General features: G+C 59.5%; 14 protein-coding genes. All 14 read left to right on the top strand.

What is annotated here, in order from left to right; genetic code table 11:
- Nucleotides 1–34: 34 nt before the first annotated feature.
- Nucleotides 35–2,707, top strand: coding sequence for a methyltransferase domain-containing protein (locus BI364_RS18385; RefSeq protein ID WP_197495690.1), 2,673 nt, complete (start codon nt 35–37; stop codon nt 2,705–2,707).
- On the top strand, nt 2,680–4,665 hold the full coding sequence (locus BI364_RS11420; protein ID WP_197495689.1) for a glycosyltransferase: 1,986 nt from the start codon (nt 2,680–2,682) through the stop codon (nt 4,663–4,665). Before BI364_RS18385 ends, BI364_RS11420 begins: the two co-directional genes overlap by 28 nt.
- Nucleotides 4,666–4,867: 202 nt before the next feature.
- A complete protein-coding gene (locus BI364_RS11415) occupies nt 4,868–6,235 on the top strand; it encodes a flagellin N-terminal helical domain-containing protein (protein WP_070078841.1) in 1,368 nt (455 codons plus the stop codon).
- Between the two features lie 107 nt (nt 6,236–6,342).
- On the top strand, nt 6,343–6,738 hold the full coding sequence (locus tag BI364_RS11410) for a flagellar protein FlaG (RefSeq protein ID WP_070078840.1): 396 nt from the start codon (nt 6,343–6,345) through the stop codon (nt 6,736–6,738).
- 26 nt (nt 6,739–6,764) lie between these two features.
- Entirely contained in the window at nt 6,765–8,201 is a 1,437-nt protein-coding gene (gene fliD / locus BI364_RS11405; protein ID WP_070078839.1) for a flagellar filament capping protein FliD, read from the top strand.
- A gap of 75 nt (nt 8,202–8,276) precedes the next feature.
- On the top strand, nt 8,277–8,675 hold the full coding sequence (gene fliS / locus BI364_RS11400; protein ID WP_070078838.1) for a flagellar export chaperone FliS: 399 nt from the start codon (nt 8,277–8,279) through the stop codon (nt 8,673–8,675).
- Nucleotides 8,672–9,034 carry a hypothetical protein gene (locus BI364_RS11395; protein WP_070078837.1) on the top strand — a complete coding sequence of 121 codons (363 nt, stop codon included), beginning with the start codon at nt 8,672–8,674 and terminating at the stop codon, nt 9,032–9,034. Before fliS ends, BI364_RS11395 begins: the two co-directional genes overlap by 4 nt.
- A gap of 29 nt (nt 9,035–9,063) precedes the next feature.
- Nucleotides 9,064–9,627: a PilZ domain-containing protein gene (locus BI364_RS11390; protein ID WP_070078836.1), complete on the top strand. Its 564-nt coding sequence runs from the start codon at nt 9,064–9,066 to the stop codon at nt 9,625–9,627.
- Nucleotides 9,628–9,778: 151 nt separating this feature from the next.
- A complete protein-coding gene (locus BI364_RS11385; RefSeq protein ID WP_156782850.1) occupies nt 9,779–11,191 on the top strand; it encodes a sigma-54 interaction domain-containing protein in 1,413 nt (470 codons plus the stop codon).
- 83 nt (nt 11,192–11,274) lie between these two features.
- Complete coding sequence (locus BI364_RS11380) at nt 11,275–12,510, top strand: sensor histidine kinase (RefSeq protein WP_070078834.1); 1,236 nt, start codon at nt 11,275–11,277, stop codon at nt 12,508–12,510.
- A 4-nt stretch (nt 12,511–12,514) separates the two neighbouring features.
- Nucleotides 12,515–13,858, top strand: a complete 1,344-nt coding sequence (locus tag BI364_RS11375) for a sigma-54-dependent transcriptional regulator (RefSeq protein WP_070080043.1) — start codon at nt 12,515–12,517, stop codon at nt 13,856–13,858.
- A gap of 65 nt (nt 13,859–13,923) precedes the next feature.
- On the top strand, nt 13,924–14,247 hold the full coding sequence (gene fliE, locus BI364_RS11370) for a flagellar hook-basal body complex protein FliE (RefSeq protein ID WP_070078833.1): 324 nt from the start codon (nt 13,924–13,926) through the stop codon (nt 14,245–14,247).
- 230 nt (nt 14,248–14,477) lie between these two features.
- Nucleotides 14,478–16,010, top strand: a complete 1,533-nt coding sequence (gene istA / locus BI364_RS11365; RefSeq protein ID WP_083251223.1) for an IS21 family transposase — start codon at nt 14,478–14,480, stop codon at nt 16,008–16,010.
- Between the two features lie 31 nt (nt 16,011–16,041).
- The gene (gene istB, locus BI364_RS11360) at nt 16,042–16,800 is read left to right on the top strand and encodes an IS21-like element helper ATPase IstB (RefSeq protein WP_070078167.1); all 759 of its coding nucleotides are present in this window, start codon (nt 16,042–16,044) and stop codon (nt 16,798–16,800) included.
- The last annotated feature ends 5 nt before the right edge of the window (nt 16,801–16,805 follow it).

Below are 16,805 nucleotides of genomic sequence, written 5' to 3'. Positions count from 1 at the left end.
CTGATCGCCGCATCCGAATCGAAGGGAATAGGGCATGACAAGGGCAAACGAGGATCGGCTGCAGGCCTTCTACAGCGCCTTCGAGGAGCGGTTTCGCGGCAGCTTTGAAACCATACGGCAACGTTTGGAATATTACCTTCCAGTGGTGAGGCAGATTCACGAGGCACTACAGGCGCCGGCCTTGGATTTGGGGGCTGGGCGTGGCGAGTGGGTTGCCTTGTTGCAGGAAGCTGGTATTCCGGTAACCGGTATCGACAGCAACCGAGTGGTGGTGGAGCGCGCGCGCGCCATGGGCCTGCCGATGGAGGAGGGTGATCTGATGACGCGCCTGCGCGAGGTTACGCCGGGCTCTCTGGGCGTGATTAGCGCCTTTCACGTCATCGAGCATTTGCCCTGGGAAGTGCAGCTGGATTTTTTCCGCCTAGTCGCGCGTGCCCTCAAGCCGGATGGGCTGCTGATCTTGGAGTGGCCGAATATCGAGGTGCCCGAGGTGGCGATGCGTTCATTCTGGCTGGACCCGACGCACATACGCCCCGTACCCGTGGAGCTGGTCAGTTTTATGGCCGAATTCGAAGGCTTCAGAATCAGCCATATCGAGCGACTGAATGGCGGGTTTGACATTGCCTTGCTGGCTCAGCGGCAGGTTGATATCACATCCGTCGAAAATAATATCCCGAAGATGGCGGCAATCGTAGGCAATACCGTAGAGACGGCGGTCCCCAGCGTGCCGTATTCGTCTCCCAGGGTACCATCGGTGGATGACGCCGCCGAGCACGTGACGCAATCGCCCGTGAAGGGCCTGAATATTATTGGCCACGTCAGCGGTAATTTGGGTTTGGGGGTGTTCGCGCGCCAAGTCGTGGAAGCGCTGGTGAGTTTGGGCGTACCCGTGGCCATTCTGGACATCGATCCGGGTCAAGGGCGCGGTCGCCACGATCTGCGTTTTGCCCACCTGCATGTGACCGATATCCAATCTCTGCCGCATGAAATCAACCTGTTTTTGTTGCCGCCTGCGACCATGCCGTGGCTGCTGACCAGCATTGGTGAGTCGTTGCAGCTACTGGACCGGATCAATGTACTTTGGGCCATGTGGGAGTTGCCGGTAGTACCCGCCGTTTGGCATCCCGCGTTGCGCGTGATGGATGTGGTGTTGGGCGGATCTCGCTTTGTCGAGGCGGCAATGGCCTTTTCCTGCGATGGACCCCTGGCGCTGGATGCTCCGGTGCCGGTGAGCCTGCCGGAGCCGAATGGCAAGCAGCGCGCGGATTTCGGCTTGCCAGAGGCAGAGGATGCGGTAATGTTCGTGACGGCCTTCGAGCCGGCCAGCGACCATCAACGAAAAAACCCCTTCGCCGCGATCAAGGCTTTTCTGGCAGGTGCTGGCGATTTAGATCAGGCGCACTTGCTGATCAAAATCAACAACGCGGGTCCTGGTGAATGGGCGCAGCAACTGGCTGGCCTGTTAGAAGGGCATCCCCGCGTGCACTTGATGACGGAGAGTCTCAGTTATACGGATACCGTAAGCCTTTATGCCTGCTGCGATGCCTTCATCTCGCTGCATCGTGCTGAAGGGCTGGGCCTAGTGCCGATGGAATTCATGGCATTGGGCAAGCCGGTGGTTGCAACTGCCTGGTCGGGGAATATGAGCTATATGACGCCGGACAGCGCATGCCTGGTGAGTTATCGCTTGATTCCGGTCGATGGCGATACCCAGGTGTACTCGGCCGATTTTATCGGGCAACCGGCCAATTGGGCCGATCCGGATGTTGATGAGGCGGCCGTCTGGGTGCGCGCACTTGCCGGCGATGCGGAACTGCGACGGCGCATCGGTGAGCGAGCCCGTGGCAGGATGCGCGAATACCAGGCGCATGCGGGCGCCTGTCGCTGGTTGTCGGGTTTGGCTGCGCTGCGCTCGCAATACGACCTGCTACCGACGCGCCGGCGACGCAAGGTCGAGGCGTTGGCTGCCATGGCCAACCCACCGCCAGGGCCTTCTACGTCGCCCCCACCGTTGCCCGTTGAGATTGACTGGCGGATCTGGGCAGAAGAAGCGATTGCTACCGGGGCGTTGCCCACGTTTGGGTTGGTGGTCCTCGCGAGTGAGGCCTACGACGCCTTGCTGCCCCGGACGTTGGCCGCATTGGATGCGCAGTGGCTGTTGCCTGCCAGTGTGAGTCTGGTGGGTGAAGGAAATGCCCCGGCGCAGGCGCGAGAATACCCGTGGTGTGCAGTCGAAACTGCTGTGCTCGATGCCGTCAATCAGAGCTTGTTGGCGCTTGAGGCGGATTGGGTCTGCTTGATTCACGCGGGAGACCAATTGTCCCCTGAAGCGCTGTTTCGTTTGGCGACTGCAATGGTGGCGCATCCCGAATGGCAGGTGATTTATACGGATGAATACCAGGTGGATTTGAGTGGGGAACCCATCGGCGATCCTCACTTCAAGCCTGATTTTAATTTGGATTATCTCAGGAGCATGCCCTATACCGGCGGGGTGATGTGGGTGCGGCGAGATTTTTTTGCCCGCCTCGGCGGGTTCGATCCGACCTTCGAAGGGTTGGAGGAATACGAGTTGATGTTGCGAGCCTGGGAACAGGGGGGGATGCCGCCATCGGGCATGTGCCCGGCGCGTTGTACGGGAGGAGGCAGCAGTCGAGTTATGCGCACATACCGCTGTCGGAGATGCTGGAACAGGGCCGCCAAGCATTGATGGCGCACCTCGCTCGCTTGGCTATCGATGCAGAAGTCGAAAATGGCGAGCTTCCGACGACCTACCGCATTCGCTACCGGCATGCGGCGCAGCCGATGGTTTCGATCATTGTGCCTACGCGTGATCAGCAGCCGGTATTGCAGCGCTGCCTGGAATCCTTACTCAAGCTGACGGCCTATCCGAACTACGAAATCCTGGTGGTGGACAACGGTAGCGCTGCTCCGGATGCGACTGAGTACCTTGACGGACTGCGCGGACTGGAGGAGGAGCTTGGTGGTCGGCTCCGAGTTATCGACTACCCGCATTCCTTCAATTATTCGGCCATGAATGATCTTGCCGCTGCCGAGGCGCGGGGCGAATATCTGCTGCTGCTCAACAACGATACAGCTGTGCTGCATGCCGAGTGGCTCGACGAGATGATGGCGCATGCCCAGCGCCCGGACGTGGGCGTGGTTGGCGCCAAGCTGTTGTTCCCGGATGGGAAGATCCAACATGCGGGTGTCGTGCTTGGCATGAAGGGGCCGGCCGAACATCCGTTCATCGGTCGCGACCCCAAGGATCCAGGGTATTACGCGCGCCTGATGACCGTGCAGTCCTACTCGGCGGTGACGGGGGCGTGTCTGTTGGTTCGCCGCACGCTCTTCGAGCAGCTAGGTGGCTTGGATGCCGACGATCTCGCGGTTTCCTATAGCGACATCGATTTGTGCCTCAAGGCGCGTACGGCAGGGTATCGGGTTGTCTGGACGCCGAACGCAATCCTTATGCACGAGGGTTCTAAGAGCCAGCAGTCCGGAGTGGAACAAACTCCGGATAACGCCAAGCTGGAGCGTTTCCAGCGCGAGCAAGCCTGTATGTACGCGCGTTGGCTGCCGGAAATGGCCAACGACTCCGCATACAATCGCTACCTGAGCTTGAAGGATACCGAGTTCAAGCCCGAGACAGAGCCGGCGCTGCTCTGGGATCCAGAGTGGCGCCCGCGCCCGCGAATCGTGGCTCAGCCAGCAGATCGGATGGGTTGCGGAGAATATCGGGTCATCGCGCCAGCTCGTGCGCTGATCCGCGCCGGACGCATTCAGGGCCGTGAGGTCGATCGTATTTTCACGCCTCCGGAACTGGCGAGAATCAGGCCGGACAGCCTGATTTTGCAGCGACAGGTGGAACCCTTTCAGATCGAGGCGATCGAGCGCCACAAGCGCTTCAATCCAGACGTGTTCTGCGTTTTCGAGATTGACGATTTGGTCACCAATGTGCCAATCAAGAATGCTCACAAGAAGCATTTGCCGAAAGATCTGTTCAAGCATCTGCGCCGTGCCGTGTCGGCCTGCGATCGACTGGTCGTAGCCACCACGCCACTGGCCGAGGCATATCGCGATCTGGCCGACGATATACGCGTGGTGCCCAATTTCATTGAGGCGGCCGTTTGGGACCGCTACGCACCTAGCCGTCGCGTTGGACCCAAGCCGCGTGTCGGTTGGGCTGGCGGCATCAGTCATACCGGCGACCTGGAGCTGATCGAGGGGGTGGTCGAGGCGCTCAAGGATGAGGTGGATTGGGTCTTTCTCGGAATGTGCCCGCCTGCTATCCGCGCCTATGTGCGTGAATTTCATGAACCCGTCCCGATCGCCGAATACCCTGCCAAACTGGCCAGTTTGAATCTCGACCTTGCGATTGCGCCACTGGAGGATGTGCCGTTCAACCACGCCAAGAGCCACTTGCGCCTGCTGGAGTACGGGATACTGGGATACCCGGTGGTCTGTTCGGACCTTACGCCTTATCAGGGGGATTTCCCGGTCACCCGCGTGCGCAATCGTTTCAAGGATTGGGTCGAGGCGATCCGCTCGCATGTCGACGATCTGGACGCCACTGCGCTGGCGGGGGATCGACTGAAGCATCATGTCCGTGAACGTTGGCTGCTTGAGGACAACCTTGATGCTTGGCTGGCCGCCTGGCTGCCATGAATCCCCGACACGAGGCCGGCTGGTGTCGGCCTCGTGTATCTTCCCTACCCGTTATTGCCCGAAAAAAAACCTAAAGTTCCGCCGCGCCCGGCCGATATTTTTGGCGTAAGCGGCCTGTGTGGCGCGCTTAGCGAGAGTAGCCGCCAGGTGGCGCAGGTATTAAGTCATATAAATCGGGTAGCACGTAACGGAGGTTACAGACATGGCACTTGTCATCAATACGAACATCGCGTCCTTGAATGCGCAGAACAATTTGAACTCTTCGCAGAGCCAATTGGATAGCGCGATTGCCCAACTGTCCTCCGGTCTGAGCATCAACAGCCCGGCCGACAACCCAGCCGGCTACGCGATCGCGCAGCGCATGACGGCGCAGATCAACGGCTTCAATCAGGCTATGCGCAACGCTAACGACGGTATTTCGTTTGCGCAGGTGGCCAACGGCGCCATGAGCACGATCAATAGTCAGCTGCAAAGCATCCGTACGCTGGGTATCCAGGCGGCGAATTCCACGAACTCGGCCCAGGATCGCCAAGCGCTGAACGCTCAGGTTCAGCAGTCCATCGCGCAGGTCAATACGACGGCGCAGGACACGCAGTTCAACGGCCAGTCAATCCTCAACGGTAGCCTGAGCAATCTGGTGTTCCAGGTGGGCGCCAATGCCGGCCAGATCATCTCCACCAATGGCCTTGACGTACGCGGCCAGAACCTCGGCGCGAGCTACGGTGACGGTACGAGCATCAATACGGCCAACCTGAGCGGCGCCTCCGGCAGCATCACTATCAACAACGTGGCGGTGAATCTTACGGGTAACAACGGATCGGTCTCGGATGTGGTGGCGGCGATCAACAACGTCAGCAGCCAGAGTCAGGTCTATGCGCAGCGCGCCGATACGACCACGGGTACGGTGGGTTACACCAATACCGGTTCCGGCACGATCTCCATCGACGGTGTGTCCGTGAATATCGCCAGTGGCGCGACGGTCAGCGATGTGGCGGCGGCAATCAACGCCTACACCACGCAGACCAATGTGACCGCGACCACGGGGTCGGGTACGCTGACCTTGACCGATTCGACCGGGGCCAGCATCACGGTGACGGGCACCGGTGGCGTCGCAGTCGCCAGCGGCGGGACCATCTCTGCAGGTATCGAACTTTATACCAGCGTCGGCGGTTCGATCTCGGTGAGCGGTAATGCCACTACGTTGACTAACGTCGGCTTGAGCGGCACCGGCGTTAACTTCAGTAGCCTGACGACCCTGACGCTGAACAGCACCAACGTGCTGACCTATACCGGCGCCAAGACGGCAGTCAAGGCGATGGACTTCGCGCTGAATCAGCTCAGCCGTGATGGTGGTCTCCTCGGTGCACTTCAGTCGCGCTTCCAGGCAACCATCTCGAACCTGCAATCGGCCTCGACGAACACCCAGGCGGCGCGCTCCCGTATCCAGGATACGAACTTCGCGGCGCAGACGGCGGCACTGAGTCGGGCGCAGATTCTGCAGCAGGCGGGTGTGGCGATGGTGGCCCAGGCCAACACGGACCCACAGGTTGCGCTGACGCTGCTTAAGTAACGCATAGGCGACATGGAAGGAGCGGGGCGTCAAGCCCCGCTCCCGGTTGGGGATGATGAGGCGAAGGATACGCCGCTCATAGGCTCCACGGTGGAGGGTTCAAGGGGATGAACCAAATTACAAACGATCTTTCACTGTTGACGGGTGTCCAGGCGGCGAGTGGTTCTTCACCCAGCGCGGCATCAGGCACCGGCAGCCAGGCGACCCAGGCAAGTGCCCCGGAGAGTGGCAATTCCACGCCACCTGGCACGCTGCCAAGCGGTAAGGTTCAGCCGTCCACGCTCAATCAGGCCTTGGTCCAAGTCAACGATTATTTGCAATCGCAAAGCCGTACGCTGAAATTTAGTATCGATCAATCAACGCATCAGACCATCATCAAGGTCATCGATCAGGCAAACGGCCAAGTGTTGCGGCAGATACCCCCAGAATATATGGTGGTCCTGGCGCAGAGATTGCAAGAATTGCATCAGTTGACGACGACGGGCGTCGTCGTCAAAACCTAACGGATATTGAAGCGAGGGGCAGGACTATGTCCGGGATCATCAGCTCTCCAGGCGTCGGCTCGGGGCTGAACGTCCAGTCGATCGTTAGCCAGTTGCTACAAGCGGATTTCGGACCGCAGCAAACATTGCTGACGAATCAGCAGAATGGCCTCAATTCTCAGTTGTCGGCCTTCGGCGCGATCAACAGCGATGCCTCCTCGATCAGCAGCGCGCTGAAGACGCTCGGTAGCCTGACGCCCAGCTATAACGCTTCTTCTAGCAATTCAGCACTGGTAGGCGCCACTTCGGACGGCACCGCAACACCGGGTTCCTACAACGTCAGCGTCAGCGCGCTGGCACAGGCTCAGAGCCTGGCCAGTACGACGTTCAGCTCGCCTACCACGGCGGTAGGTACCGGGACGCTGACCTTCCAGTTCGGTAGTTACAACAACACGACCACGCCGCCGACGTTTACCGCCAACAGTGCGACATCGCCGACCAGTATCACGGTTGATAGCTCCAACAACACATTGCAGGGGGTAGCCGATAGCATCAATCAGGCTAATTTCGGTGTCTCGGCCACGGTCGTCAACAATGGTAGTGGCTACCAGTTGGCACTGACTTCGAGTGCTGGGACCGACCATCAGCTCAACATCACCGATAGTGGCTCAAGCCTGGGTGCATTCACCTACAGTGGCACCAATGGCGCCTCGACACTGAGCCAAACGGTGGCCGCCCAGAACGCTCAGCTGAATATCAGCGGTATTGCCGTGAGTTCTCAGAGCAATACGGTCACGAATGCAGTGACGGGCGTGACGCTGAATCTGTCGGGTGTCACCACTTCACCGGTGACCGTGACCGTCGGACCCAATACCGGGGCGGTTACCCAGGCGCTGCAGTCCTTCGTGACGGCTTACAACAGCTTCTCGCAGGACGTCACCAAGTACGCAAGCTACGATGCCAAGACGCAGTCGGCAGGCATTTTACTCGGCGATCCTACGGTCCAGAATCTTGTCAATCTTTTTCAGAACGGGGTGGTCCAGCGAATCAGCGGCGCACCGGCCAATTACCAGAACCTGATGGCGTTGGGGATTACCGCCAATACCAATGGCACGCTGAGCCTCAATGCAGGCACGCTCAGTACGGCCATGACCAGCAATTACACGGGTGTGGTCACCGCCTTGCAGACCATCGGTACCCAGCTGGGCACGACCGTGAACAGCATGACCGGGCCGAACGGGATCATCACAGCCCGCACAAACAGCATCAATCAACAGCTTACGAATATCCAGACGCAGTTCAGCGACCTCAACACGAGAATGCAGCAGGAACAGTCGACGCTGATGGCACAGTACACGGCGATGGATACTCTGGTAGCTAATCTCAAGAGTACCGGCAATTACCTGAGTGCACAGCTTGGTAGTCTGCCGTCTGCGAGTAGTAGCAGTAGCAGCAGTAGTAGCAGTACGACACCAGGCGGTTAGGGTACTTTTAATTGAATCCCGGAGTTTCCGTTTTATATGGATTTTTCATCGCATTCACGAGGCAGGGCTAATCCGATGAACCAAGCATTGCGGCACTATCAGCAGGTAGGTCTTGAGGGGTCGGTGGCCGATGCCAGTCCGCACACCCTGATCCGATTGCTGATGCAAGGTGGACTCGACAATATCGCACGAGCGAAGGGCGCGCTCAGCCGGGGCGATTACGGGCTTAAGGCTCAGCTGATCGTCGATAGCATACGTATCATCGACGGCTTGCGGGTCTATTTGGACCATGATCAGGGCGGCGAGCTGGCACGCAATCTCGAGGCACTCTATGACTACATGTCGCGTCGTTTGGTCGAGGCGAATGCGCAAAACGATACCCGTTTGCTCGATGAGGTTGCTGCGTTGCTGGTGGAAGTGAAATCCGGCTGGGATGCGATTTCGCCGACGAAGGGTGTTCGGGCTTCCACATGAATGCCGTCGAGAGAGGCGTATCCAAGGTTGAAGAGGAGCGGGTCAACGCTCTAGCAGGCTTGGTTTCGCTCGGGCGTCAGTTGTTGCAGGCCGCACGTAGCAGTCATCCAGAGCCGGACTGGCTCCAACTGTTACGCAATGAGGCCAACCTACGCGCCCAGCTGGAAACGCTGATGGGCAAACCGGTTCTGCCACACGAGGTTGAGGCGGTGCGCATCGCGCTGCAAGAATTACTGGCCATCAATGCGGATCTTGTCGATTTGATCGATGGATATCGGGCGCGTACGGTCCAGGCGCTCGAGCACAAGGCACTGGTGCGCCGCGCCGCGCGTGCCTACAGTCATAGCGCAGTCGGCTAAGCTCGGTACAATACGCTATCCTAAAACGCATGGACGAACCAACCGGCCCGCTTGACGAAGGCATCGTATACCGCGCGACCTTGCCGTTGGCGTGGGAGCCCGTCGCTGCGATGCCAGCTCCGGAAATACAGTCGCAAATTAATGAGACCAACGTGGCTTTGCTGGCCATGTTCAGCGTTCTCGATGAACATCCCGTCGAATCCAAAGGGGGAGAGCCGGAGGTCATACAAGCCTTGGCCCGCTTGGACACGAAGGTGAGTCTGGTGCTTGAGCTGGTGGGTGAGTTGTTACGCCACCAGCTTGCCTTACCCAAGGCATTTCCCGTTGCCCTGTCCGAGCATGGTTTGAGTTGGATCGTCGAAGCCCCTTCGGCGCCGGCCATGGGCGACCTTGTGCGCATGGATATCTACCTGAAAACGAGCTATCCGAGGCCACTCCGATGTTGGGGGGAAGTCGTCTCGCTGGATCCCAGTGGGCGCGGCGTCAAGATTGCGGCACGTTTCCGCGGCATGGCCGAGGATATGCGGGATGGTTTGAGTAAGCTCATTTTTAGGCATCATCGTCGATTGATCGCAAGTCAAAGAACCATATGATTTATATAGAAAATTATATGTAACCAACGGTAGTGTTGGTTTTTTGACATTTGGGCCGCCATCTTGCATGCTTGCGTTGTGTCGTCATCAGGCGACAGTTTGCCTATAAACCATAAATATCCATAAGAAGCCAAGGGCCATGTCGAGCGTGATGTCCAGTCAGTATAAGGGTGGCGATTCTGCGGCCCCTGTCGTGTTGGTTGCAGCCAACGCAGGTAGCGAGGCGGATCAGTTACACGCCATTGTCGAATTTCTGGGATTTACACCCATGGCTTTCGATATTTCAAAGCCGTCAGGCGATGCCGTAGCCCTAGTGGTTTGTACCCTGGACCAGCCAGATCGCATGGCGGATGTGCTGGACTGGCATGCACAAACCCCGGGAGTGCCGCCGCTGGTGGTTGTCGGCAAGGCGCCCAACCCTTGTTATAAAGTGGCTACGCATCTGGCATGGCCACTGGATGCGAGCCAAACGATTCTGGCGCTCGAACGCGCACGGGCCGCTGCAGGGGTCTCGACCCGGGGAGGCGAAGCAGATGCCGTACCCTCGATTCTGGACCGGATGTTGACCGGGCGTGGCCTTGCAATGCAGCGCTTACGGCGTCTCATTGCCCGTGTTGCCGAGACAGATACTACGGTACTCGTCCAAGGCGAAACGGGTACCGGCAAGGAAGTGGTGGCATCTGCAATACACTACTGCTCGCCACGGCGGGAACGCCCCTTCGTCGCGGTTAACTGCGGTGCGATACCGGCAGAGTTGTTGGAGAGCGAGTTGTTCGGCCATGAGAAGGGAGCCTTTACGGGCGCTCTGACGGCGCGCCAGGGGCGTTTCGAATTGGCTCAAGGCGGTACGCTCTTTCTTGATGAAATTGGCGATATGCCATTGCCGATGCAGGTCAAGCTATTACGGGTACTGCAGGAACGCACATTCGAGCGAGTCGGTAGCAATCGGAGTATCAATACCGATGTGCGTGTCATTGCTGCGACCCACCGCGACCTTGAGGTGTCAATTCGAGAAGGACGTTTTCGTGAAGACCTTTTTTATCGCCTGAACGTTTTTCCGCTCGAAGTGCCTCCGCTGCGTGATCGAAGAGAAGACATTGCGCTGCTTGCAGAGCATTTTGCGGGACGTCTGGAACGCAACGGGCGCGGGCGCGTGCATCTATCCGCCGGCACCTTCAAGGCGCTGAGTCTTTATCACTGGCCTGGTAATGTGCGCGAATTGTCCAATTTGATTGAAAGACTTTCCATCCTGGTTCCCGATGGGGTGGTTGAAGTGATTGACCTGCCTGCGAAAATCTTGGAAATGGCGGATGTTGAAGTTGCACAATCGGATGAGTTCGTGGGTGATATGGCGTTGTCACCGGATATCGGCTTGCCCGAGAACGGAGTGGATCTGCGCGAATATCTTGGGCAATTGGAAATGTCCTTCATTCGCAAGGCCTTGGACGATGCCGGCGGTGTCGTCGCGCACGCGGCTCAGTCGTTACGCATGAGGCGTACGACGCTGGTCGAGAAGATGCGTAAGTATGGCATTCAACGCCAGGATGATGTGCCGGAAAGTTGACGCTTCGAAGCGAAGCTTTTTGCGCAACCGCTTGACTATAATAAATAAATAATTTCTGGTACGAAATCTGCTGAGGTCAGGGTATGAACCCGACAGACCAAGCAACCCCGAGACAGGCGATCGAAGCCGCGCAGGCTGGCGATGCATCTGAACGCGAACGCCTGCTCGCTGAGGCTTTCAATGCCTTCAATCGCCTCTCCGAGGATCTGGCCTTTTCGTATCGGGGGCTTGAACAGCGGGTGGAGCAGCTGAGCCAAGAGCTGGCAGCAGCCCGTTCCGAGCGGCTAGTGCAACTGGCCGAAAAGGAGCGTTTGGCCAATCGCTTGGGGCGTCTGCTGGAGTTGCTACCGGGTGCTGTGATCGTAACGGGTGAGGACGGCGTCGTACGTGAGGCCAACCCCGCTGCACACGAATTTCTCGGTGAGCCGTTGATCGGCGCGCGTTGGCCGGTCGTTGCGACACGATTCGTGTCGGGTTCGGCCGGTGCGGGTGAGGTTCGGCTGGACGGCGGGCGTCGTTTGAGCATTTCGATACGCTCTCTGGGTTCAGAGCCGGGTGACATACTGCTCCTGCAGGATGTCACCGATACTCGTGAATTGCAGGAGCAGTTGGACCATCACCGGCGCTTGGCGTCAATGGGTGAAATGGTGGCGGGCCTGGCGCATCAGATACGCACGCCGCTGTCGTCGGTACTGTTGTATTTGTCCCATCTGGAGCCCAAACGTATCGATGAGACTCAACGGCTACGTGTGGTCGGCAAGATTCGTAAGCAAGTCCAGCATTTGGAGCGCATGGTCAATGACATGCTGCAATTTGCGCGAGGTGGCGCCAACAATCTGACGCCGTTGGCGCTGGGCGGGATTGTGAGCGAATTCGAGGAGATGGTCCGGCTGCCATTGGCAGATAGAGCGGGCACGTTGGCGATTGAATGGGATGCTGATCTTGCCAGCCGTTGTTGTGTGGGACAGCGAGAGGGGCTCGTGGGCGCGTTGTTGAACTTGGCCTCCAATGCGATGCAAGCCGCGGCGCCCGGTGTGCATCTCAACCTCAGGATCTGGCAGCCACGTACGGGCCGAGTTGCTCTTTGTATGAGTGACGATGGACCCGGTGTGCCGGACAAAATTGCCGAGCGCATCTTTGAGCCTTTCTACACGACACATCATCAAGGCACGGGGCTTGGCCTCGCCGTGGTGCGCGCGATCATGGAGGCGCATGGCGGCGAAGTAAGCCTTGATCGCAAAGGGCAGCCAGGCGGCGCCTTTACCCTGCATCTACCGCTGGCGCCTTGCGGCACCACCGAAAATGACAATGGAGCTTGACGGCATGACTCACACCCTCAAAGTGCTGGTGGTCGAAGACGACCTGAATTTACGCGAGGCTGTCGTGGAGACACTCTTGCTGGCGGGATTCGATGTGGCTGCCGCCGGTGATGGCCGAGAGGCGTTGGTCAAGCTGTCTGACGAACCCATCGGCGTGGTCATCAGCGATGTACAGATGAGCGGCTTGGATGGGCATGCGCTGCTTAGGCGTATCCGCCAGTTGAGACCGGATATCCCGGTGGTGTTGATGACGGCGTATGGCACTATCCAGAGAGCGGTCGATGCGATGCGTGACGGTGCGGCAGATTATCTGGTCAAGCCCTTCGAGGCCTCTGTGCTGGTGGAAATGGTCAGTCGTCTGATGCCGGTGCCGACCACCAATGAGGGCGAGCCGGTGGCCGAGGACCCGCGTACGCGTGAATTGCTCGCCTTGGCGGGCCGAGTGGCTGTCGCGGAGGCGACGGTCATGATCACGGGGCCATCGGGTAGCGGTAAGGAGGTATTCGCCCGCGAGATTCATCGCCTGTCCCCGCGGTCTGGCGGCCCTTTTATTGCGATCAACTGCGCGGCCATTCCCGAGAATATGCTTGAGGCAATGCTATTCGGTTATGAGAAAGGGGCGTATACCGGCGCGCATGAGGCTCGCGCGGGCAAATTCGAACAAGCCAACGGCGGCACCTTGTTGCTCGATGAAATTTCAGAAATGGATCTGGCTTTGCAATCCAAGCTGCTACGTGTGTTGCAGGAGCGCGAGGTCGAACGGCTTGGCGGCCATCGGTTAATTCCGCTGGATGTGAGGGTGCTTGCGACCTCGAACCGCAATCTTCGCGAAGAGGTGGCGACAGGGCGCTTTCGTGAGGATCTGTTTTATCGTCTGAATGTCTTTCCGCTGCACCTGCCACCGTTACGCGAGCGCCCACGAGATATTTTGCCGCTCGCGAGCCGCCTGTTGCGCAGGCACACGGGGCGTAATCCGAATCTGACGCCGGCGGCCGAGCATCGCCTGCTGGCACATGACTGGCCGGGTAACGTACGCGAACTCGACAATGTCATCCAGCGTGCATTGATCCTCAGTAACGGATCGTGCATCGATCAGGGGGATCTGCATTTTGAGGCGCTCGAAAGCGGCGCAGCCATGATGTCGATGCGCGATGAGCCAGAAGTACCCGCCGATGGCGGAGTGCTTGATGCCGATCTGCGGCGCCGCGAGGGCGAGCTGATTTTGGAGACGCTCCGTGCAGTCAATGGCAATCGCAAGGAGGTTGCGGCGCGCTTGGGCATTAGTCCGCGTACCCTGAGGTATAAGCTTGCCAAACTCAGGGATGCCGGCGTCGCGATTCCCTGTTGAGAAGAGTTGGCGTCATTTTTGCTTCCAATAGGTATCAGGCGTCGAATCGCTGACGGAGTTTTGAGATGAGCGGTACAGAAATCAATCAGGTGCTGGCGCAGATGCGCGCGATGGCGGCGGTCGCCGACGGCAACAACAAGCCGCCTGCGGCGGCACAGCCTGGCCAGGTGGATTTCGGCAAGTTGCTGGCGGATTCTATCAATCAGGTGAATGAGGCACAAAAGCACGCCGGAAATTTGGCGACCAGCTTCGAGCACGGCAATACGTCGGCTGATCTGGGCCAGGTGATGGTGGCGTTGCAAAAGGCGAATCTTTCCTTCGAGGCAATGACCCAGGTACGCAATAAGTTGGTGTCGGCGTACCAGGAAATCATGAACATGCAGATCTGAACCGGCATCCTGACGCGTTATGGCACTAATCAACCCCGAGGTGCGTATTTCGCGGTCATTCGGCCACTGATTTCACGCTGATTCGGCCACCCATTTCACGCGCATTCGGCCACCCGTTTCACGGCCATTCGGCCACCCGTTTCACGGCCATTCGGCCACCCCGTGGGCAGGGGGTGACGCAGGACATCATCCACTAGGATCGACCCTTTTAACGGAGCGAAGGGGTCGAGATGGAGCGATTGTCCATGCGCAAGATTCGAGAAGTTTTACGACTGCGGTTCGAAGCGCAGTTGCCCGCCCGCCAGGTCGCCGAGAGCGTGCGCATCGCCCGCAGCAGCGTGGCCGAGTACGAGCGACGCTTTGCTGTCTCGGGTTTGAACTGGCCGCTGCCGGCGGGCTTGAGCGATACCGAGATCGAGCGTCGTCTGTTCCCGCCCGCGTCGGCGGTACCGGCCGCTACGCGCCCACTACCGGACTGGCCGGTGGTGCATCAGGAACTGCGCCGTCCCGGCGTCACTCTGATGCTGCTGTGGGAAGAGTACCGGGCGGCTTACCGCGACGGCTTCGCCTATACGTGGTTCTGTACCCACTACCGCCGTTGGGCCGGCAAGCTCGATCGGGTGATGCGCCAGACCCATCGTGCCGGCGAGAAGCTGTTCGTCGACTATGCCGGCCAGACGGTCGAGATCATCGACCAACACACCGGTGAGGTGCGTACCGCGCAGGTCTTCATCGCGGTGCTCGGGGCCTCCAACTACACCTACGCCGAGGCGACCTGGACACAGACGCTACCCGACTGGATCGGTGCGCATGTGCGGGCCTTTGAGTTCCTCGGCGGGGTGAGCGAGGTCGTCGTCCCGGATAACCTGCGTAGCGGCGTCAGCAAGGCGTGCCGTTATGAGCCGGACCTCAACCCCAGCTATGCGGAACTGGCCGAGCACTATGGCGTGGCGGTCGTCCCCGCACGCGTGCGCAAGCCGCGCGACAAGGCCAAGGTCGAGAACGCCGTGCTGGTGGTCGAGCGCTGGATCCTCGCCGCCTTGCGTCATCGCACCTTCTTCACGTTGAAGGAACTCAATGCCGCGATCGCGACCCTGCTGGAGCGGCTCAACAACCGCCCGTTCAAGAAGCTGCCCGGCACACGCCGTGAGGCCTTCGAACAGATCGATCAGCCCGCCCTGCGGGTGTTGCCCGCCACGCCCTATGTGTTCGCCACCTGGAAAAAGGTCCGGGTACACATCGACTACCACGTCGAGGTCGACGGCCATTACTACTCAGTGCCGTACGCCCTGGTCAGGCAACAGCTCGATGCCCGGCTGACCGCCCATACCCTGGAGTGCTTCCACAAGGGCCAGCGCGTCGCCAGCCATGTACGCTCCCCGGCCAAGGGCCGTCACACCACGATCACCGCGCACATGCCCAAGGCCCACCGTGAGTATGCCGAATGGACGCCGCAGCGACTGGTGCGCTGGGCCGAGAAAAGCGGTCCGGCCACCGCCGGGGTGATCAGCCAGGTCCTGTCCCGGCCGCATCCCCAGCAAGGCTTCCGCTCTTGCTTAGGGATCATGCGCCTGGGTGAACGCTTCGGTCAGGATCGCCTCGAAGCCGCCTGCCAACGCGCCCTGCTGCTCGGCGCCTGTCGCTACAAGAGCCTCGAATCGATCCTCAAGCGCGGTCTCGATCGCCAGCCTCTGCCCGAACAACAGGCACTGTCCTTACCCGAGGCGCACGACCATCTGCGTGGCCCCGGCTACTACCACTGATCCTTCACCCATCCAACAAGGGACACACACCATGTTGCACCATCCCACCCTGGACAAGCTCCAGCAACTGCGCCTGACCGGCATGCACAAGGCGCTGCGTGACCAACTCGCCTTGCCCGAGATCGAAGACCTGAGCTTCGAGGAACGCCTCGGCCTACTCGCCGACCGCGAACTGACCGAGCGTGAGGATCGCCGTCTACAGACGCGGTTGCGCCAGGCCAAGCTCAAACAAAACGCCTGCCTGGAGGACATCGACTACCGCACCCGGCGTGGCCTCGACAAAGGCCTGATCACCCAACTGGCCACCGGCCAATGGATCCGTGAGGGTCTCAATCTGCTGCTCCTGGGTCCCACCGGCGTGGGCAAGACCTGGATCGCCTGTGCACTCGCCCAGCAGGCCTGTCGGCAGGGTTTTACCACTCGCTACCTGCGGGCCCCCAGGCTGTTCGAGGATCTGCAACTCGCCCACGCCGATGGGCGCTTCCCCAAGCTCATGGCCAGCCTCGCCAAAACCGACTTGATCGTGCTCGACGACTGGGGCCTCGGCCCGCTGGACGCCACCGCACGGCGTGATCTGCTGGAACTGCTCGACGACCGCCACGGCCAGCGCGCCACGCTCGTGACCAGCCAGTTACCGGTCGAGCACTGGCACGAGATCATCGGCGATCCCACCCTAGCCGATGCCATCCTCGACCGCCTCGTGCACAACGGCTATCGAATCACCCTCAAGGGCGAATCAATGCGCAAACGGCGAGCCAGGAACTTGACCGTCTCCACCGACTCCGAGTAACAATG

Origin of the sequence: Acidihalobacter yilgarnensis, from assembly GCF_001753245.1 — a bacterium.
In the GTDB taxonomy this organism is placed as follows: domain Bacteria; phylum Pseudomonadota; class Gammaproteobacteria; order DSM-5130; family Acidihalobacteraceae; genus Acidihalobacter; species Acidihalobacter yilgarnensis.
Note: the sequence above shows the minus strand (reverse complement) of the source record. Positions and strands in the feature narration are given on the sequence as shown.